General features: G+C 65.5%; 14 protein-coding genes. 6 read left to right on the forward strand and 8 right to left on the reverse strand.

Annotation, left to right across the window (positions count from 1 at the left end):
* Positions 1-100: 100 nt before the first annotated feature.
* A complete protein-coding gene (locus tag ACQY39_RS18220; protein WP_263519787.1) occupies positions 101-319 on the forward strand; it encodes a hypothetical protein in 219 nt (72 codons plus the stop codon).
* A gap of 110 nt (positions 320-429) precedes the next feature.
* On the opposite strand, the gene ACQY39_RS18225 is transcribed toward ACQY39_RS18220, so the two are convergent.
* The 3 genes from ACQY39_RS18225 to ACQY39_RS18235 are packed head-to-tail and all read right to left on the reverse strand — an operon-like array spanning position 430 to position 6,285.
* Positions 430-1,836 carry an efflux transporter outer membrane subunit gene (locus ACQY39_RS18225; RefSeq protein WP_428508620.1) on the reverse strand — a complete coding sequence of 469 codons (1,407 nt, stop codon included), beginning with the start codon at positions 1,834-1,836 and terminating at the stop codon, positions 430-432.
* Positions 1,837-5,007 (reverse strand): efflux RND transporter permease subunit, encoded by a 3,171-nt coding sequence (locus ACQY39_RS18230; RefSeq protein WP_428508622.1) that lies wholly within the window; start codon positions 5,005-5,007, stop codon positions 1,837-1,839. It lies immediately after the preceding gene.
* 15 nt (positions 5,008-5,022) lie between these two features.
* A complete protein-coding gene (locus ACQY39_RS18235; protein ID WP_428508624.1) occupies positions 5,023-6,285 on the reverse strand; it encodes an efflux RND transporter periplasmic adaptor subunit in 1,263 nt (420 codons plus the stop codon).
* A gap of 243 nt (positions 6,286-6,528) precedes the next feature.
* On the opposite strand from ACQY39_RS18235, the gene ACQY39_RS18240 reads away from it, so the two are divergent.
* Together ACQY39_RS18240 and ACQY39_RS18245 are read left to right on the forward strand one after the other, a co-directional pair.
* Positions 6,529-7,194 (forward strand): TetR family transcriptional regulator, encoded by a 666-nt coding sequence (locus ACQY39_RS18240; RefSeq protein ID WP_428508626.1) that lies wholly within the window; start codon positions 6,529-6,531, stop codon positions 7,192-7,194.
* A gap of 133 nt (positions 7,195-7,327) precedes the next feature.
* Positions 7,328-9,751 (forward strand): YgiQ family radical SAM protein, encoded by a 2,424-nt coding sequence (locus ACQY39_RS18245; protein ID WP_428508628.1) that lies wholly within the window; start codon positions 7,328-7,330, stop codon positions 9,749-9,751.
* An 11-nt stretch (positions 9,752-9,762) separates the two neighbouring features.
* Here ACQY39_RS18245 and ACQY39_RS18250 read toward each other — a convergent pair whose 3' ends face one another.
* Entirely contained in the window at positions 9,763-10,164 is a 402-nt protein-coding gene (locus ACQY39_RS18250; RefSeq protein ID WP_428508630.1) for a hypothetical protein, read from the reverse strand.
* Between the two features lie 6 nt (positions 10,165-10,170).
* Complete coding sequence (locus tag ACQY39_RS18255) at positions 10,171-10,593, reverse strand: phage holin family protein (RefSeq protein ID WP_428508632.1); 423 nt, start codon at positions 10,591-10,593, stop codon at positions 10,171-10,173.
* A 187-nt stretch (positions 10,594-10,780) separates the two neighbouring features.
* Between ACQY39_RS18255 and ACQY39_RS18260 the strand changes: the two genes are divergently transcribed.
* Entirely contained in the window at positions 10,781-13,030 is a 2,250-nt protein-coding gene (locus ACQY39_RS18260) for a GGDEF/EAL domain-containing response regulator (protein WP_428508634.1), read from the forward strand.
* A gap of 108 nt (positions 13,031-13,138) precedes the next feature.
* Here the strand turns inward: ACQY39_RS18260 and ACQY39_RS18265 are convergent, their stop codons facing one another.
* Together ACQY39_RS18265 and ald are read right to left on the reverse strand one after the other, a co-directional pair.
* Complete coding sequence (locus ACQY39_RS18265) at positions 13,139-13,450, reverse strand: DUF883 family protein (RefSeq protein ID WP_428508636.1); 312 nt, start codon at positions 13,448-13,450, stop codon at positions 13,139-13,141.
* Positions 13,451-13,527: 77 nt separating this feature from the next.
* Complete coding sequence (gene ald, locus ACQY39_RS18270) at positions 13,528-14,643, reverse strand: alanine dehydrogenase (RefSeq protein WP_428508638.1); 1,116 nt, start codon at positions 14,641-14,643, stop codon at positions 13,528-13,530.
* Between the two features lie 327 nt (positions 14,644-14,970).
* Between ald and ACQY39_RS18275 the strand changes: the two genes are divergently transcribed.
* Together ACQY39_RS18275 and ACQY39_RS18280 are read left to right on the forward strand one after the other, a co-directional pair.
* Positions 14,971-16,197 carry a 6-phosphofructokinase gene (locus ACQY39_RS18275; protein ID WP_428508640.1) on the forward strand — a complete coding sequence of 409 codons (1,227 nt, stop codon included), beginning with the start codon at positions 14,971-14,973 and terminating at the stop codon, positions 16,195-16,197.
* Positions 16,198-16,278: 81 nt separating this feature from the next.
* Complete coding sequence (locus ACQY39_RS18280; RefSeq protein ID WP_428508642.1) at positions 16,279-17,253, forward strand: aldo/keto reductase; 975 nt, start codon at positions 16,279-16,281, stop codon at positions 17,251-17,253.
* 9 nt (positions 17,254-17,262) lie between these two features.
* On the opposite strand, the gene ACQY39_RS18285 is transcribed toward ACQY39_RS18280, so the two are convergent.
* Positions 17,263-18,090, reverse strand: a complete 828-nt coding sequence (locus tag ACQY39_RS18285; RefSeq protein ID WP_428508644.1) for a MipA/OmpV family protein — start codon at positions 18,088-18,090, stop codon at positions 17,263-17,265.
* Positions 18,091-18,215: the final 125 nt, after the last annotated feature.

Raw genomic sequence — 18,215 nt, forward strand, 5'->3', positions numbered from 1 at the left:
CTGTTTCGAACGCTTTTCCGAACTCCTTGGACTGAATCTTTTCATTCCAATCCCTGCGGCACGGGCAGCCAGCCCAGCCGCAATGCAAGAAAACAAGAATATGCAAAACAAGCACAGCATCGAAGTCGGCAAGTACCTGGTCTCGCCGATGATCAAGCCGCAATCCGATGGCAGCTTCGCCGCCTCGGTCTCCATCCGTTCTGGCCAGGGCATGGCCAGCCACGACCGCGTCATGCGCTTCACGCCGAGCTTCCACAGCCAGCGTGCCGCCATCCGCTACGCTCGGGCAGAAGGCCTGGCCTGGATTCAGGCTCACTGAGTTCTGCCTGAAGGCCGGATGGGCCCAAGCCCATCCGCATGAATGAGCGAAAAAGGCGCCCGGTCGATTCGACCGGGCGCCTTTTGCTTGGGCAGGTTCAACTCAGCGCATCAACCCGCTTTCAAGCCACCGCCCAGAGCCTTGTAGAGCTGCACGCCGTTGAGCAAGGAGCCCAGGCGCACTTGCAGCAAGGCTTGCTCGGCAGCGAAGGCGGCGCGCTGGGCGTCGAGCAGCTCCAGGCTGTTGGAGGCGCCGTTGGCATGGCGCAGCTCCACCAGCTTCAGGCGCTGCGATTCGGCGGCCGTCTGCGCGGCCTGGGCCTGCAACTGCTCGCCGAAAGTGGCACGGCCCGCGAGAGCATCTGCCACCTCACGGAAGGCGGTTTGCACCGCCTTTTCGTACTGCGCCACGGCCACGCCCTGGGCCGCCTTGACGGCTTGCAGATTGGCCTCGTTGCGACCCGAATCAAAGATGGGCATCAAGGCCTGACCCACCAGGCTGAACGCGGTGTTCTTGAACAGCTCGGACAGCTGCGAGCTGGTCGTACCCAGATTGCTGGTCAGCGTGATGCTGGGGAAGAAGGCCGCGCGAGCCGCGCCGATATTGGCGTTGGCGGCACGCAGCTGCTGCTCGGCCTGAAGCACATCGGGGCGCTGCACCAGCACTTCCGAAGGCAGACCGGCCGGCACATCGGCCAGACTTTGCGCTTGCAGGCGCTGGCCCGCCGGCAGATCGGCCGGCAAGGGCTGACCGACCAGCAGCACCAGGGCGTTCTCGTCCTGGGCACGCTGACGCTGCTGCTGAGCCACGGCCGCGCGGGTGGCGGCTGCGGCCGACTCGGCGGCGCTCAGGTCCAGCGAGGAGGCCGCACCTGCATCGAACTTCAGGCGAGTCAGGCGCAGCGTGTCTTCACGCGAAGCCAGGGTGCGCTGGGCCAGCTGCAGCAGTTCCTCGTCGGCCTGCAGCACCAGATAGGCCGAGGCCACGCCTGCCACCAGGCTGATCTGGGCGGCGCGGCTGCCTTCGGCCGAGGCCAGGTAGCGGGCCGTGGCGGCATCAACCTGGTTCTTCACCCGGCCCAGCAGATCGACCTCATAGGCCGTGACCTGCAAACCCGCCTGGTAGTTGTTGCTGCTGCCCACGCCATTGCTATTGGGCTGGCGGCTGGCGCTGAAACCGGCGTTGACCGTGGGCAGGCGGCTGGCTTCGCTGACGCGGGCCAGGGCCCGGGCTTGCTCGACATTGAGCAGGGCCACGCGCAGATCGCGGTTGTTCTTGAGTGACAGGTCGATCAGGGCGCGCAGGCGCTCGTCCTGGCCGTAAAAGCTCTGCCAGCTCAGCTCGGCCGCGGCCGTGCCGCTGGTGGCGGCCGGGGCCGACCACTGTGCGGCCACCGGGGCGGCCGGGCGCGCATGCTCGGGCGCCAGGCTGCCACAGGCCGTCAGGCTCAGAGCTGCGAAAGCCAGCGCGCTCAAACGCAGCAACGGGGTCTTGCGAAAGGTCTTGTTGTTTTCCATTCAAACCTCCTCGGCGGGCAAAGAACCGCTGGGCTGGGCACCATCGGCCTGATGGGCGTAGATGCGGCGTTGGCGTTCGCTGCCCTTGAACAGGCGACGCACCACCAGGAAGAACACCGGCACAAAAATCACCGCCAGAACCGTGGCTGACACCATGCCCGAGAGCACACCGGTGCCGATGGCACGCTGGCTGGCAGAGCCTGCGCCAGTGGCGAAGAACAGCGGCGTCACGCCCAGGATGAAGGCCAGCGAGGTCATGATGATGGGACGGAAGCGCAGATGGCAGGCCTCGAGGATGGACTCGATCAAGCCCTTGCCTTCAGCCTGCAAGTCCTTGGCGAACTCGATGATCAGGATGGCGTTCTTGGCGGACAAGCCGATGATGGTGATCAGGCCGACCTTGAAGTACACGTCATTGGGCATGCCGCGGAAACTGGCACCCATCAGCGCACCCAGCAGGCCCAGCGGCACGACCAGCAGCACCGACAGCGGGATGGACCAGCTCTCGTACAGCGCAGCCAGGCACAGGAACACGGCCAGCAGCGAGAAGACGAGCAGGATGGTGGCCTGTGAGCCCGAAAGCTTTTCTTCACGCGACAGACCGGTCCATTCGTAGCCGATGCCGGGAGGCAGTTGCTTGACCATCTGCTCCAGCTCGGTCATGGCCGCGCCGGTGGAAGCACCGGGCGCCGCGTCGCCGGCCAGGCGCATGGCCGGGTAGCCGTTGTAGCGTGTGGCTTGCATCTGGCCAGTGATCCAATGGGTCGAAGCGAAGGCCGACAAAGGCACGCTCTGACCCTTGGCGTTGGTCACGTTCAAGCGCAGCAGGTCTTCCGGCTGCATGCGAGCCTGGGCTTCCGCTTGCACGACCACGCGTTGCAGGCGACCGTTGCTTGGGAAGTCATTGACATAGGCCGAACCCAGCTGGGTGCCGATGACGGCAGCCACCGCGTCGTAGCTCACGCCGAGCGCGGCCGCCTTGTCGCGGTCGATGTCCAGCTGCAGCTGCGGCGCGTCTTCCAGACCGTCCGGGCGCATGCCGGTGATCAGCTTGCTCTTGCTGGCCATGCCCATCAGCTGGTTGCGGGCGTTCAGCAGGGCCTCGTGGCCGAGGCCGCCGCGGTCCTGCAAGCGCAGGGCGAAGCCGGTGGCCGTGCCCAGTTCAGGAATCGGCGGGGGCGAGAGCGGGAAGATGAAGGCATCACGCACCGCCATCATCGCGCCGAAGGCACGACCGGCCAGGGCCGAAGCACTGTGCTGCGGACCAATGCGCTCTTCCCAGGGCTTGAGCGGCACGAACACCAGGGCGGCGTTCTGGCCTTGGCCCGAGAAGGAGAAACCGATCACGCCCACGGTGTTCTGCACCTCGGGCTGGGCCAGCATGAAGTCTTCGACTTGCTTGACCGCCGCCTCGGTGCGGTTGGCCGTGGCGCCCGGGGGCAGCTGCACATTGACGATCAGATAACCCTGATCTTCATTGGGCAGGAAAGAGGTGGGCATGCGGGTGTACATCAGGCCGACGGCGGCGACGATGACGCCGTAGACCAGCAGCATGCGGCCGCTGCGCTTGAGCAGCTTGGCCACCCAGCCTTCATAGCCCTTGGCCGTGCGCGAGAAACCGCGGTTGAACCAGCCGAAGAAACCGGTCTTGGCGTGGCCGTGACCGGCTTCCACCGGCTTGAGCAAGGTGGCGCACAGGGCCGGGGTCAACGTCAGCGCCATCAGGGCCGACAGCAGCATGGAGGCCACCATGGCCAGCGAGAACTGGCGGTAGATATTGCCCACCGAACCGGCGAAGAAGGCCATGGGCACGAAGACCGAGACCAGGACCACGGTGATGCCGATGATGGCGCCCGAGATCTGGCCCATGGCCTTGCGGGTGGCCTGCAGCGGCGGCAGCCCCTCCTCGTTCATGATGCGCTCGACGTTTTCCACCACCACGATGGCGTCGTCCACCAAGATACCGATAGCCAGCACCATGCCGAACAAGGTCAGCACATTGATGGAGAAGCCCAGCCACAACATGATGGCAAAGGTACCCAGCAAAGCGATCGGCACCACGATGGTGGGGATCAGGGTGTAGCGCCAGTTCTGTAGGAACAGGAACATCACCAGGAACACCAGGACCACGGCCTCGACCAGGGTCTCGACCACTTGCGTGATCGAGATCTTGACGAACTTGGACGAGTCGTAAGGCACCTCGTAAGCCACGCCTTCGGGGAAGTAGGCTTGCAGCTCGGCCATGCGTTCCTTGACGGCAGTCGCAGAAGCCAAGGCGTTGCCGCCTGGCGCCAGCTGGATACCGATGCCGGTGGCCGGCTTGCCGTTCAGGCGAGAGTAGGAGCCATAGTTCTGGCCACCCAGCTCGACCCGAGCCACGTCCTTCAGGCGCACGCTGGAACCATCGGTGTTGGCGCGCAAGACGATGTTCTTGAACTGGTCCGCGCTTTCCAGCTGACCCTTGACCACCACGGTGGCCGACATGGTCTGATCGGACAGATTCGGCAGCTCACCGATGGAGCCTGCCGGCACCAGCGCATTCTGGGCGCGGATGGCGGCGTTGACCTCGGCCGGACTGATGTTGAAGGACAGTAGCTTGGCAGGGTCCAGCCAGATACGCATGGCGCGCTCGGTGCCGAAAAGCTGGGCCTGGCCGATGCCGGGCAGGCGCTGCAGCTCAGGCACGATGTTGCGCGCCGCATAGTCACCCAGAGCCTTGGTGTCCAAAGTGCCCGTCTTGCTGGACAGCATGACGAAGAGCAGGAAGTTGTTGCCAGCCTTGTCGATGCGCACGCCCTGCTGCGTCACGGCAGCGGGCAGGCGCGGCGAGGCGCGGCTCAGGCGGTTCTGCACCTCCACCTGAGCCAGCTCCAGATTGGTGCCGGGCTCGAAGGTGACGGTGATGGCGCCGGTGCCATTGGCCTGACTGACCGATTCCAGATAGGCCAGCTTGGGCGCGCCATTGAGCTCTTGCTCGATGACGGAGATGACGCTCTCGTCCAGGGTCTTGGCCGACGCGCCGGGATAGGCCACATTGATGGACAGGGCAGGCGGCGCGACCGTGGGGTACTGCGACACCGGCAGCTTGGTGATGGAGACCGCGCCGAAAACCAAGATGAACAGTGCGATCACCCAGGCAAAGACCGGCCGGTCAATGAAGAAACGTGCCATGTTGTGAACCTCGTATTAGCGGCTGGCGGCCGAGGCCGGAGCGGCGGGGGCGGCCGGCGCCGAAGCAGAAGCGGCCGACCAAGGCACCGGCGTGACCGGCGCGCCGGGCACGAACATCTTCTGGAAGCCGTCGACGATGACCTGCTCACCCGGCTTCAGACCGTCCAGCACCACCCATTGGTTGCCCTGGGCGCTGCCGACCTTGACCATGCGCGGCTCGGGCTTGTTGCCGGCACCGACCACCAGGACCGAGTCACCCTGGTTGCTGCGCTTGACCGCTTGTTGCGGCAGCAGGATGCCGGCCGGCAGTTCGCCTTGCGACAAACGCACCCGCACATACTGACCCGGCAAGAGCTGACCCTCGGCATTGGGCACCTCGGCGCGCAGGCTGACCTGGCCCGAAGCGGCATCGACGCTCAGGTCGGTGAACAGCAGGCGGCCGGGCTTGGCCAGCTCGCTGCCGTCGTCCAGCACGATGCGCACCTGGGCGGCCTGGGCACCGGCCGAGCGCAGCTTGCCGCCCGCCAGGGCACGGCGCAGCTGCTGCACTTCATTGGCGCTCTGCGTGAAGTTGACGTAGACGCTGCTGGTCTGCTGCACCAGGGCCAGCTGCGTGGCTTCCGCCGCGCTGACCAGGGCGCCTTCGGTCACCAAGGCGCGGCCGATGCGGCCCGAGATCGGCGCTGTGACGGCGGCGTAGCCGAGGTTGAGCTTGGCGCTCTGCACCGCGGCGCGGCCAGCGGCCACATCGGCCTCGGCGGCCTTGGCGGCGGCCACGCTGCTCAGATATTCCTGCTGGCTGATGGCGCGGGCCTCGACCAGGGGCTTGTTGCGCTCGGCCTGGGCAGATGCCTGGGCCAGATTGGCTTGCGCCTTGGCCAGGCTGGCTTGGGCGCTGTCGAAAGCGGCCTGATACGGTGCCGGATCGATCTGGAACAAGACCTGTCCGGCCTTGACCTCAGAGCCTTCGGTGAACAGGCGCTTGAGCACCACGCCGTTGGCGCGGGCGCGCACCTGCGCCGTGCGCTGCGCTTCCACCCGGCCAGGCAGCTCGGTCTGCAAGCCCACGGCCTGCAGCTCCGTCTTGACCACGCCGACCGGGGCCGGCGGCGGCATGCCGCCAGCGGCCGGGCCGGCGCCGGCATTGTCGCCGCCGCCACAGGCGGTCAGCGCGGCAGCCACGGCGATCACGAGGGGCAGCACATAGAGCGCGCGACTACGCATGGCGTCACGGGCGGGATTCAGAGCATCGGAGGCTTGAAGTTGGGAGGGCAGCATCGGGCTTGTCCTTTGATTTCGCTGAGCGTGCGGCGCAGCAGGGGCGATCGAAAAAGTGTGATTTGGCGTGTAGGGCATCTTGCTTCAGATCAAGCGCCGGCGACAAATGTCAGGCACGCTCGAGTCGTGGGGCTGTTGCAGAACGGTCGCCAGTATATACATACATTCGCGCATGTATGTTTTGTGCCTTAAAATCCTTGCACCATGGCCCGGAAAACCAAACAAGAAGCACAAGAAACACGCATGAGCTTGCTCGACGCGGCGGAGCAGCTGTTCCAGCAGCGCGGCGTCTCCCGCTGTTCCTTGCAAGACATCGCCCTCAGCGCCGGAGTCACCCGCGGCGCGATCTACTGGCACTTCAAGGACAAGGCCGAGCTCTTCGACGCCATGATGGAGCGCGCCACCATGCCCCTCGAAGAAGGCATGGACATGAATGTGGACGCCAGCGGCGTGCTCAGCCTTGCCGATCTGCGCTGGGGCCTGATCAACGTTTTCTACTCGGCCATGCACAACGAGCGCACCCGGCGCGTGTTCGAAATCGCCATGCAAAAGGTCGAGTACACCGGCGAGATGCAAGCCCTGCAGGAGCGCAAGCTGCAGTCGCACCGCAACTGGCGCGAACAAAACCGCCTGGCCTTTGAACATGCCATCAGCCTGGGGCAACTGCCACCAAGCTTGAACACCGGCCGCGCCGCCGTAGCCCTGGTGGCCCTGGTGGACGGCTTGCTGCACCAATGGATCATGGACCCGGAGTCCTTTGACCTGATGGAAGTCGGCCAGACCGCCATCGAAGGCTTTCTGACCAGCCTGGCGCAGAGCCGCGAACCCTTGCTGCCCCCGATGAGCGCAGAGGAGATCGCCCGCCTCGGCCAGCAAGGCATTTGTCAGGGCCTGAAGCGGGAAAACTGACGCGCCCGTGCAGGCAGCACGGCCGGCGCTCCCCTGCATTTCCACACAGAAAGCCCCGCAAATTTCACGGCTGATGCCGGGTTTGCCCGCAGTCCTGGGACAATCGCCGGTTGCTCTTTTGGAAACCGCCGCCGTGTCCGCACACCCCATCCTCACCGTTCCGAAACCGAACAAAGCCCTGACGGCCTACCGCCCGTTCTGGGCCAAGCGCTTCGGTCCTGCCCCATTCCTGCCCATGAGCCGGGCCGAGATGGAGCAGCTGGGTTGGGATTCCTGCGACATCATCATCGTCACCGGTGACGCCTATGTGGACCACCCCAGCTTCGGCATGGCGGTGATCGGGCGCACGCTGGAGGCCCAGGGCTTCCGCGTCGGCATCATCGCCCAGCCCGATTGGCAGAGTGCCGAGCCCTTCAAGGCCCTGGGCAAACCGAATCTGTTCTTCGGCATTGCGGCCGGCAATATGGATTCGATGATCAACCGCTACACGGCCGATCGAAAAATCCGCAGCGACGACGCCTATACGCCCGGCGGCCTGGGCGGTTCGCGACCGGACCGCGCCACCCTGGTCTACACCCAGCGCTGCAAGGAAGCCTGGAACGAGGTGCCCATCGTCATCGGCGGCATCGAGGCCTCGCTGCGCCGCATCGCCCACTACGACTACTGGCAGGACAAGGTGCGCCGCTCGGTGCTGGTGGACTCGAAAGCCGATCTGCTGGTCTACGGCAATGCCGAACGAGCCATTGTTGAAATTGCCCACCGCCTGGCCGCGCGCCAGCCGGTCGAGAGCATCACCGATGTGCGCGGCACGGCCTTCATGCGCCGCACCGACGACCCGACTTCGTCGGAATGGTTCGAGCTCAATTCCTCCGATGTCGACCAACCCGGTCGCATCGACACCCTGATCAGCCCCTACCAAACCATCGAAGAAACGGCCGAGAGCAAGGCCGCCTCCTGCGTGACCGGCCAGGTGAAAGCGCCCGGGCTGGAGGATGGCGCCAAGCCCATCACCATCGTCCGCAAGCCGCAGGCCGCAGCGCCGACCGGCAAGATCCAGATGCCGCCGCGTGAGCGCACCGTGATCCGCCTGCCGGCTTACGAGCAGGTCAAGAGCGACCCGGTGCTCTATGCCCACGCCAACCGCGTGCTTCATTTGGAGACCAACCCCGGCAATGCCCGCGCCCTGGTGCAGCGCCATGGCGAGCGCGATGTCTGGATCAACCCGCCACCGATCCCGCTGACCACGCCGGAGATGGACCATGTCTTCGACCTGAACTACGCGCGCTCGCCCCACCCCCGCTATGCCGACGAGAACGGCAGCCACGAGGGCGCGACCAAGATCCCGGCCTGGGAAATGATCCGCTTCAGCGTCAACATCATGCGCGGCTGCTTCGGTGGCTGCACCTTCTGCTCGATCACCGAGCATGAAGGCCGCATCATCCAGAGCCGCAGCGAAGACTCAGTGATCCGCGAAATCGAAGAGATGCGCGACAAGGTCAAGGGCTTCACCGGCATCGTCTCCGACCTCGGCGGCCCGACCGCGAATATGTACCGCATCGGCTGCAAGAGCCCCGAGATCGAGGCCGCCTGCCGCAAGCCTTCCTGCGTCTACCCCGGCATCTGCTCCAACCTGAACACCAGCCACGACCCGCTGATCAAGATGTACCGGCGCGCGCGCGCGCTGAAGGGCGTGAAGAAGATTCTGATCGGCTCCGGCCTGCGCTACGACCTGGCCATCAAGTCACCGGAGTATGTGAAGGAGCTGGTCACCCACCATGTCGGCGGCTATCTGAAGATTGCGCCCGAGCACACCGAGGGCGGGCCGCTGTCCAAGATGATGAAGCCCGGCATCGGCACCTACGACAAGTTCAAGCAGATGTTCGAGCAGGCCAGTGAAGAGGCCGGCAAGAAGCAGTACCTGATCCCCTATTTCATCGCCGCCCACCCGGGCACCTCGGATGAGGACATGATGAATCTGGCGGTCTGGCTGAAGAAGAACGGCTTCCGCGCCGACCAGGTGCAGACCTTCTACCCCAGCCCCATGGCCACGGCCACGGCCATGTACCACTCAGGCAAGAACCCGCTGAAGAAGATCACCCGCAGCGCCGAAACCAGCGAAACCGTGGACATCGTCCGCGGTGACCGCCGCCGTCGCCTGCACAAGGCCTTCCTGCGCTACCACGACGCCAACAACTGGCCGATGCTGCGCGAGGCCTTGAAGACCATGGGCCGCGAGGACCTGATCGGCAATGGCAAGTACCACCTGATCCCGACCTACCAACCGGTCACCGACGGCAGCTACGAAAGTGCGCGGCGCAAGAACTCAACGCCGACCGGCGTCAAGACCTCGGTGGCCAAGCCCCTGGCCAAGCAAGGTCTGGGCAATGGCCGTCCGGCGGCACCGCGCCCGGGTCAGATCTTGTCCCAGCACACCGGCTTGCCGCCGCGCGACAACGGCAGCCGCCCGGCCAAGGCTGGGGCACGTCCGGCTCGCCCTGCCGGATCCGCCAGCCCAAGCAGCACGGCTGCGCGAGCGCCCGGCAAACGGCCACGCTGAAGCTCTGGCGGTCAGAGCTCGGCTTCGCTGGCGGCAGGGCGCGCGCCCTGCCCCTGCCCTCGCCCATCAGCCGCCGCCTCAGGCCTGAAATCGGCCCTGAATTCGGCTTTGACCGCGGTCCAGAGGCGTGCGACCCGCAAGCCCAGGCGCAGCCAGTTCAAGCTTGCACCCAGGCTGCCAGCGCCCGACCTTGCGCCTTTGAAGTGCCAGGCCAAAGCCGCGGCCGCAAGGCCCAGGCCGCCCCACAAGCCGACACGGGATCGTGGCCCCGAGCCCATCAGGCCCTGAACCAGCTGCACGGGTTGGAGCAGATCACGGCGCACCGCGGCCAACTCGGCACGCAGCTCGATGTGTCGCAGCCGCAGGGCCAGTTGGCGCTGCTGCTGCTCATTCAATTCACGCTGGAACAACATGGCGGCTCACCTGTCCAGACCGGCGCGGTCGCGCGCCAATTCAGCCGCGCTGGCCGCGAACAAGCCCGAAGGCTGGCTCAGCTGCGCGCGCGCACCCGACCAGGCCCAAGCCGCCAGGCCTGCGTAGATCACCGTCAAGACCAGGCCGCTGAGCCAGCGCCAGCCGTCCGGGCTCAGCAGCAGAACGGCCAGACTGAACATGAACAGGGCGCCGCCGGCCATCAAGAGGGCGAGCAGCATCTGGACCAGAGCGCCAAACAAGCGCAGCTTCTCGGCTTCGAGTTCGCTGGACAGCAGTTCGACCCGCGTCTGCAGCAGCTCCAGAAGCAGGCGCGCCAGACGCCCCAAAGGCCTGGCGGCAAGGCCTGCCGCCGCCGCAGCGCCTCCGGCCTCTTGTCGCGATTCAGACCTGGGCCCGGTTTCATTCATGCTTGCCTCCCATATGTGATCTTCTTGCCTTGCATTTGCAGTGATCACACAGCGGGCAAATGCTCTATAAACCCAAACTGCATGTATCGTGAGTGCCACCACATAAGCACTTGCGCGCATGGCGACCGGGTACAGAATGAAATACCCTCAAGCTATTGTCAATCCATCGGCTGGAGCACAGGCCCTCATGCGCGAGACAAACAGTCCGGCCAAGCCCGATCACGAAGAAGACGACGATCTGCTGGAATTTCTGGACAGCCCCGAGCACACGGACCCGACCGATGCTCATCTGATCCATCCCTGGCGGGTTCTGATCGTCGATGACGACGGCGATGTTCACAAGGCCACCGAGCTGGCCATGCAAGGCCTTCTGGTGGAAGGCCTGCCCCTGAGCTTTCTGCATGCCACCTCGGCCGCCGAAGCACGCCAAGTGCTGGCCAATGAGGCCGATCTGGCGGTCGTGCTGCTCGATGTGGTGATGGAATCCGAAGACGCCGGCCTGCAGCTGGTGCGCTACATCCGCGACGAGCTCAAGCTCGGCGCTACCCGCATCGTTCTGCGCACCGGCCAGCCCGGCTATGCGCCCGAGATCGAGACGGTGCAGGCCTATGACATCAACGACTACAAGACCAAGTCCGAACTGACCCGCACCCGCCTCTACACGGTGCTCACAGCAGCGATCCGCTCCTACCGGCAGATCTGCGCCCTGGAGGCCAACCGGCGCGGGCTGGAAATGATTGTTGACGCCAGCACCGAGCTGAGCCGATTGCGAGGCCTGCACCGTTTTGCCGAAGGCGTGGTGACCCAACTCTGCGCGATGCTGGGCATCCTGCCGGAAGGCCTGGTCTGTGCCCAGGTTGGCATGGAGGCCGACGCCGAGGTGCGGGTGGTGGCCGCTGCCGGCCAGTACAGCGGCATGATCAATGCGCCGCTTTCGGCCGTGCAGATCAAGCCGGTGCGCGAACGCCTGCAGCAATGCCTGGACCAGCGCCAGAACATCTACGAAGAGGGCACCTGCCTGTATTTCGGCATGAGCAATGGCCGGCCGATGGCGGCCCTTGTCGACGTTGGGCGCGAGCTCAGCGAAACGGACCAGCAGCTGCTGCGCGCCTTCTGCTCCAACATCTCGGTCGGCTTCGAGAACGTGGTGCTCTACGGCCAACTGCTGGACCAGGCTTACAACGACCAGCTGCTGCAGCTGCCCAACCGCAACCGCTTTGTCGAGCTGCTGGACAAGAACCTCAAGAACCCAGCCGATGTCACCCTGGCCCTGATCGACATCGACGACTTCTCCGACATCAATGACGCCTTTGGACATCACTTTGGCGACCAGGTGCTGCGCGCCGTGGTCCTTCGCCTCGGTGAAGCCCTGGGTCTGAACACCGCCATGGCCCGGGTGGGCGCCGACACCTTCGGCCTGCTGGGCCCCAGCGACCATGTCAGCGCCAACAACATCCAGCAAGTCTTTCTCGAGCCCTTCTCGGTGGCCGGCGAACGCCTGCAGCTGTCCGCCACCACCGGCTTGGTGCGCTTGGCTGAATCCGCGGCAGTCGGCTCCGAACTGCTGCTCGATGCGCAGATTGCGCTCAAGCAGGCGAAGTCCCAGCACCGTGGCTCCTCGCAGTATTTCTCTTCGGCCATGGGCACCGATGCCCGCGAGCGATTCAAGCTGCTCAAAGGCTTGCGCGCCGGCTTCGAAGAAAACCGCTTGTTCGTGGTCTACCAGCCCCAGGTTCTGCTCAGCAATGGCCAGCCCCTGGGCGCCGAAGCGCTGCTGCGCTGGCGCACCGAAGAAGGCCAGTTCGTACCGCCTGACCAGTTCATTCCGCTGGCGGAGAAATCCGGCCTGATCATCAGCATCGGCGAGTTTGTGCTGCGCACCGCCTGCCACCAGCTCAAGCGCATGCTCGAACTCGGCTACCAGGACTTCCGCATGTGCGTGAATGTCTCGCTAGCGCAATTCCGTCACCCCGGCTTCATGGCCGTGCTGCGCAGTGCCTTGCGCGACACCGGCGTGGATGGGCGCAATCTCGAACTCGAAATCACCGAGTCCATGGCCATGGAGGACACGGAACTGGTCATGCACATCCTGGCCGACATCAAACGCTGCGGGGTCAGCGTGGCCATCGACGACTTCGGCACCGGCTTCTCCTCGCTCAGCCATCTGCGCCAGCTCGATGTCGACCGGCTCAAGATCGACCGCGCCTTTGTGCGCGAAGCGCAAACCTCGAGCGCCGGCTCGACGATTGCACAGATGGTGATCAACCTCGGCCGTGGCCTCAATCTGACCGTGATCGCCGAGGGCATCGAAACCGAAGAGCAGCGCCAGCAGCTGATGAGTCTGGGCTGCCATGAAGGACAAGGCTATCTGTTCGCACGCCCCATGCAGGCCGACCAGCTTGAGCGCTGGATGGAACAGGCGCCGGGCAAGACCTGACACCGGACCGTCCGCCACCTGAGCACCGTTCGGACACAAGAAAGCCCCGCCGGCCTTCGGGCCGCGGGGCTTTTTTTATGGCCGAGCGGGCTGCTCGACGGCTGCGCTTCAGCGCCGGGCGATCAACATGCCCAGCAAGAGACCAACGCCAGCCGCCACGCCGATCGACTGCCAGGGGTTCTCATGCACATAGTGGTCGGTCGCCCGGCCAGCGGCCTTGGCCTTGTCCACGGCGGCATCCTGCAGATCATGAAGATTGCGCTTGGCGCGGTCCAGGCTGGCCTGAACCTTGGCGCGCAATTCGCTCGCGCCCTCGCTTGCCGAACCGGCGGTCGCACGCAACAGGCCTTCGGCCTCGGCGACGACTGCATGCAGATCGTCCATCAAACGGTCTTTCTGGGATTGGTTGAAGCTGGACATGAGAAACCTCCTGGGTTGAACGAAATCAGATGATGCGGGCCTCGCCGCCGGCGTTCGCCGTTCGCTTGATCGCTCGATCAGTCGAACAAAGCCTCGGCCGGCACATACTCGTAGCCGAGGTCACGAGCCACCGCTTCATAGGTGACGTGACCGCGAGCCACATTGAGGCCGGCGCAGAGATGCGGGTTGTCAATCAAGGCCTGCTTCCAGCCCTTGTCGGCCAGCGCCACGGCGTGCCCTATGGTGGCATTGTTCAGCGCAAAGGTCGAGGTGCGCGCGACCGCACCGGGCATATTGGCGACGCAGTAATGGACCACGCCGTCGACCAAAAAGGTCGGGTCTGCATGGGTGGTGGCATGCGAGGTTTCAAAGCAGCCGCCCTGGTCGATGGCCACATCGACCACCACGGCGCCCTGTTTCATGCGCGCGACCATGGAGCGGGTCACCAGCTTGGGCGCCGCGGCGCCAGGGATCAGCACGCCGCCGATCACCAAGTCGGCGCTCAGCACGGCCTCCTCGACACTGGCGACGTTCGAGTACTGGGTGCAGATGCGGTTGCCAAACACCAGATCCAGTTGACGCAGGCGGTCAACGTTCTTGTCCAGCACCGTCACTCGCGCGCCCAGGCCCACGGCCATCTGCAGTGCATGGGTGCCCACCACGCCGGCGCCCAGGATCACCACATGGCCCGGGGCCACGCCGGGCACGCCGCCCAGCAGGATGCCCATGCCGCCCTTGCTCTTCTCCAGGTGGGCAGCGCCCGCCTGGATCGACATGCGGCCGGCCACTTCGCTCATGGGTGCCAGCAGGGGCAAGCCGCCGCCGACCCCGGTGACGGTTTCGTAGGCGATGCAGATGGCGCCGCTCTTGACCAGGGCAGCCGTCTGCTCGGGGTCCGGTGCCAAGTGCAGATAGGTGTAGAGAATCTGGCCTTCCCGCAGCATGGCGCATTCTTGCGGCTGCGGCTCCTTGACCTTCACGATCATGTCCGCCTTGGCGAAGATGCGGGCCGCGTCGGCCTCGATCGCGGCGCCGGCGGCCACATACTGCTCGTCCCTGAGGCCAATGGCGGCGCCAGCCCCCGCCTGCACCAGCACCTGGTGGCCGCGGCTGCTCAGCTCGCGCACGCTGGCCGGCGTCAGGCCGACACGGTACTCATGGTTCTTGATTTCCTTGGGGCAACCGATCAGCATGTCTGTCTCCGTGGCTCTGTGGCCGAGTTGAGGTGTCTCTTTGTACGAGCTATGTCGGCCGATGGGAAGCGGCATTTCCGCCTCTTCAGTTCGATTAGAACCGCTAATGCAAGAAGCCGACGGCACACGCGGCTTTGTCTGACACGTGCACTGCGCCCTGATAAGGTCCCGGCCTCCATAGACCGTGCGGAGGCGTCCGATCAAGTGCAGCGGCTGGGCAGCTGAGTCGCGAGCCACAAGCTCGCGAAAACCTGGCCTGAGCTGCCGCACAATCAGGCCCCATGGCCGGGCTGCGGTCGCCGCCCGCCACCGTCAACGGAGCACCTCATGAGCCCCTGCAAGATTCTCGTCACCCAGGGCGGCGGCCCGACTGCCGTCATCAATCAGTCCATGGTCGGCGTGGTGCTGGAAGCCCGCCGCCAGGCCGGTGTGGCCGCCATCTACGGCGCCCGCCACGGCGTGCGCGGCATCCTCACCGAAGACTTTGTCGACCTGGCCCAGGAAACCAGCCACAACCTGGAGCTGGTGGCACAGACGCCCTCCTCGGCCCTGGGCTCCACCCGCGACAAACCCGATGCCGCCTACTGCCACAAGATCTTCCAGGTGCTGCAGGCCCATGGCATCACGCACTTCTTCAATATCGGCGGCAACGACTCCTCGGACAGCACGCGCATCATCAGCGAGGAGGCGGCCGCCGCGAACTACCCGCTGCGCTGCATCCACATCCCCAAGACCATTGACAACGACCTGGTGCTGAACGACCACACGCCCGGCTTTCCCTCCGCCGCGCGCTTCGTGGCCCAGGCTTTTGCCGGCGCCAACCTCGACAACGCCGCCCTGCCCGGCGTTTACGTCGGCGTGGTCATGGGCCGCCATGCCGGCTTCCTGACCGCGGCCGCGGCCTTGGGCAAAAAGTTCCCCGACGACGGCCCGCACCTGATCTACCTGCCCGAGCGGGTGTTCGAGCTTGATCGATTCCTGGCCGATGTAAAGGCCATGTATGAACGCTACGGCCGCTGTGTGATCGCCGTGTCCGAAGGTATTCACGATGCCAGCGGCCAGCCCATCGCCGCCCAGCTGGCCAAGGACCTGGAGCGCGACGCCCACGGCAATGTGCAGCTCTCGGGCAACGGCGCCCTGGCCGATCTGCTGTGCGAAGAGATCAAGAGTCGGCTGGGCATCAAGCGCGTGCGCGGCGATACCTTCGGCTATTTGCAGCGCAGCTTCATCGGCTGCGTCTCGGACGTGGATCAGCGGGAAGCACGCGAGGTCGGCGAGAAGGCCGTGCAGTTCGCCTTCCACGGTGCCGGCGGGCGAACTTCAGGCTCGGTGGCCATCAAGCGCAGCGGCACCTACTCGGTGGACTACGAACTGCTGCCCCTGGCCGATGTGGCCGGCAAGACCCGGGTGATGGAAGACGAGTTCATCAGCCCCTGCGGCACCAACATCACCGACGCCTTCCGCCTTTACCTGCGCCCCTTGCTGGGCTCGGGCATGCCGGACGCCTTCCGCCTGCGGCCCAATGCAGTGCCCAAGATCCTGAATCGCACCTGATTCCGTCCTGACCGTTCCCGCGCCCGGCGTCCTTACAGTCAGCGGCCCACTCCACCCCGCATCACATCGCATCGCTGAACCATGAAGCCCACGCCTCTTCCGCTGAACCATTTTCTGCCCGGCAGCAGCCGCCTGGTCCTGGGCTGCATGAGCTTGGGTGGGCCCTGGGACGCCCAGGACATCGGCGAGGCCGACATCGCCCAAGCCCATGCGGCGCTGGAGGCGGCCCAGTCCATCGGCATCACGGTCTTCGACCATGCCGACATCTACAAACGTGGCCGGGCCGAGCGCTGCTTCGGCGCCCTGCTGCGCCGCCAGCCTTCTCTGCGCGACGGGATCATTCTGCAGAGCAAATGCGGCATCCGCTTTGCCGATGACGCGGGGCCAGGGCGTTATGACCTTTCGGCCAAACACATCATGGCCTCGGTGCAAGCCAGCCTGGAGAGGCTGGGCACCGAGTACCTCGACTTGCTCCTCTTGCACCGGCCGGACCCGCTGATGGAGCCCGAGGAAATAGCCGAGGCCTTCCGCCAGCTGCAGAGCCGCGGCCAGGTGCGCCATTTCGGCGTGTCGAATATGCAGGCCAGCCAGATGCGCTGGCTGCAGCGTGCGCTGGACCAGCCCCTGGTCGCCAACCAGTTGGAAATGAGCCTAGGCAAGCTCGACTGGCTGGCCCAGGACGCCAGCTTCAACGACGGCCAGAGTGGCACGGCCCTGCCCTGGGCCGGCACCTTGCAACACTGCCAGGCCGAAGGCGTGCAGCTGCAAGCCTGGAGCCCGCTGGCCCAAGGCCGCTTCAGCGGCGCGGCAGCGGCCGACGATCGCATCGCTCAGGCCGGCACCGCCCTGGTGCGCGAACTCGCCGACCAGCACCAGGTGTCGCCCGAAAGCATCGTCCTGGCTTGGCTGCTTCGCCACCCGGCCGGCATCCAGCCCGTGATCGGCAGCAGCCAGCCTGAGCGCATTCGGGCTTGCGGCGCTGCGACGCAGGTGCAACTGAGCCGCGAGGACTGGTACCGGCTGTTTGTCAGTGCACGGGGTCAGGCCTTGCCCTGAGCGCCAGGCTCAGAAAGCGCGGCTGAAGCTCATCGCCAGCGTTGGCTGGCGGCGCTTTTGAACCAAGGGGCTGTTGCCGGCATCGCCGCGCAAGCTCTGCAAGCCCATGCGGGCGCTGAAAGTCCAGTCCTTGTCCAAGGGCACCTGAGCCTGGGCAAAGACGCCGGCGCTGGCCACTCCTGCACGGACTCTGTGCGCGCGCAGCTTGCTGCTGGCGGCCTGGCTCGCGTCGACGCCGAACAAGGCCTGGCCCAGGCGGGCATCCATGGCCTCGACGCTGACACCGGCGGCCAAGGCCAAGCCCGGCGTGGCCAACAAGCCATAGCTGGCATCGAGCTGCACACTGTGCCCGCCCTTCTTGTCCTTGCTGCCAGCCGCGCCACGGCTCAGCGTCCCCAGGCGAGAGCTGCTGCTGAGTTCCAGGCTGAAACGCTCGACCTGCCACTGCGCGGCCAGACGCAAGGCCGGCGCAAATTTGACGTCGCCCAGGCTGGCCCAAGCCGTGGGCAAGTCCTTGCGACGCCGCCAGTGGCTGTCCAGCACCAAGGCGGCACTGAGGCTCAGGCCCTCGGCCGGCCGCCAGTCGGCACCCAGACCCTGCAGGGTGCTGGCGAAGAAGTGCTCGCCGAAGCGGGCTTCGATCAAGGGGGCGGCCAGCAGCTGCTGGCGATCGGCGCCCGGGTACTTGGGCAGGCTGAGGACGGCCGCACCCCAGCGCATTGGGCTGGCGGCCGCGGCGGACATCGACCCTTGTTGGGCTGGGGTGGCGCTCTGAGCCTGAGCGAGCGGGGCGATGGCCAAGGCCATCCAGAGGGGCAAGGTGTACAGATGATTCATGGTGTTCAGGTGGATGCTTGTGATCGGGCTTGCATTGCAGTGAAAAAGGCTCATCTCGAGAAAGCGAGGTCAGTGTCTGAGTGGGCGCATGAAGCAGCGATGAAGCCGGCGCATCCCCAGGGCGC

Origin of the sequence: Roseateles sp., assembly GCF_965262435.1 — a bacterium.
In the GTDB taxonomy this organism is placed as follows: domain Bacteria; phylum Pseudomonadota; class Gammaproteobacteria; order Burkholderiales; family Burkholderiaceae_C; genus Paucibacter_A.

Excerpts from the sequence above, each read along its gene's own strand:
- ACQY39_RS18220 (WP_263519787.1), top strand. The coding sequence starts at position 101 with ATGCAAAACAAGCACAGCATCGAAGTCGGCAAGTACCTGGTCTCGCCG.
- ACQY39_RS18225 (WP_428508620.1), bottom strand. The coding sequence starts at position 1,836 with ATGGAAAACAACAAGACCTTTCGCAAGACCCCGTTGCTGCGTTTGAGC.
- ACQY39_RS18230 (WP_428508622.1), bottom strand. The coding sequence starts at position 5,007 with ATGGCACGTTTCTTCATTGACCGGCCGGTCTTTGCCTGGGTGATCGCA.
- ACQY39_RS18235 (WP_428508624.1), bottom strand. The coding sequence starts at position 6,285 with ATGCTGCCCTCCCAACTTCAAGCCTCCGATGCTCTGAATCCCGCCCGT.
- ACQY39_RS18240 (WP_428508626.1), top strand. The coding sequence starts at position 6,529 with ATGAGCTTGCTCGACGCGGCGGAGCAGCTGTTCCAGCAGCGCGGCGTC.
- ACQY39_RS18250 (WP_428508630.1), bottom strand. The coding sequence starts at position 10,164 with ATGTTGTTCCAGCGTGAATTGAATGAGCAGCAGCAGCGCCAACTGGCC.
- ACQY39_RS18255 (WP_428508632.1), bottom strand. The coding sequence starts at position 10,593 with ATGAATGAAACCGGGCCCAGGTCTGAATCGCGACAAGAGGCCGGAGGC.
- ACQY39_RS18260 (WP_428508634.1), top strand. The coding sequence starts at position 10,781 with ATGCGCGAGACAAACAGTCCGGCCAAGCCCGATCACGAAGAAGACGAC.
- ACQY39_RS18265 (WP_428508636.1), bottom strand. The coding sequence starts at position 13,450 with ATGTCCAGCTTCAACCAATCCCAGAAAGACCGTTTGATGGACGATCTG.
- ald (WP_428508638.1), bottom strand. The coding sequence starts at position 14,643 with ATGCTGATCGGTTGCCCCAAGGAAATCAAGAACCATGAGTACCGTGTC.
- ACQY39_RS18275 (WP_428508640.1), top strand. The coding sequence starts at position 14,971 with ATGAGCCCCTGCAAGATTCTCGTCACCCAGGGCGGCGGCCCGACTGCC.
- ACQY39_RS18280 (WP_428508642.1), top strand. The coding sequence starts at position 16,279 with ATGAAGCCCACGCCTCTTCCGCTGAACCATTTTCTGCCCGGCAGCAGC.
- ACQY39_RS18285 (WP_428508644.1), bottom strand. The coding sequence starts at position 18,090 with ATGAATCATCTGTACACCTTGCCCCTCTGGATGGCCTTGGCCATCGCC.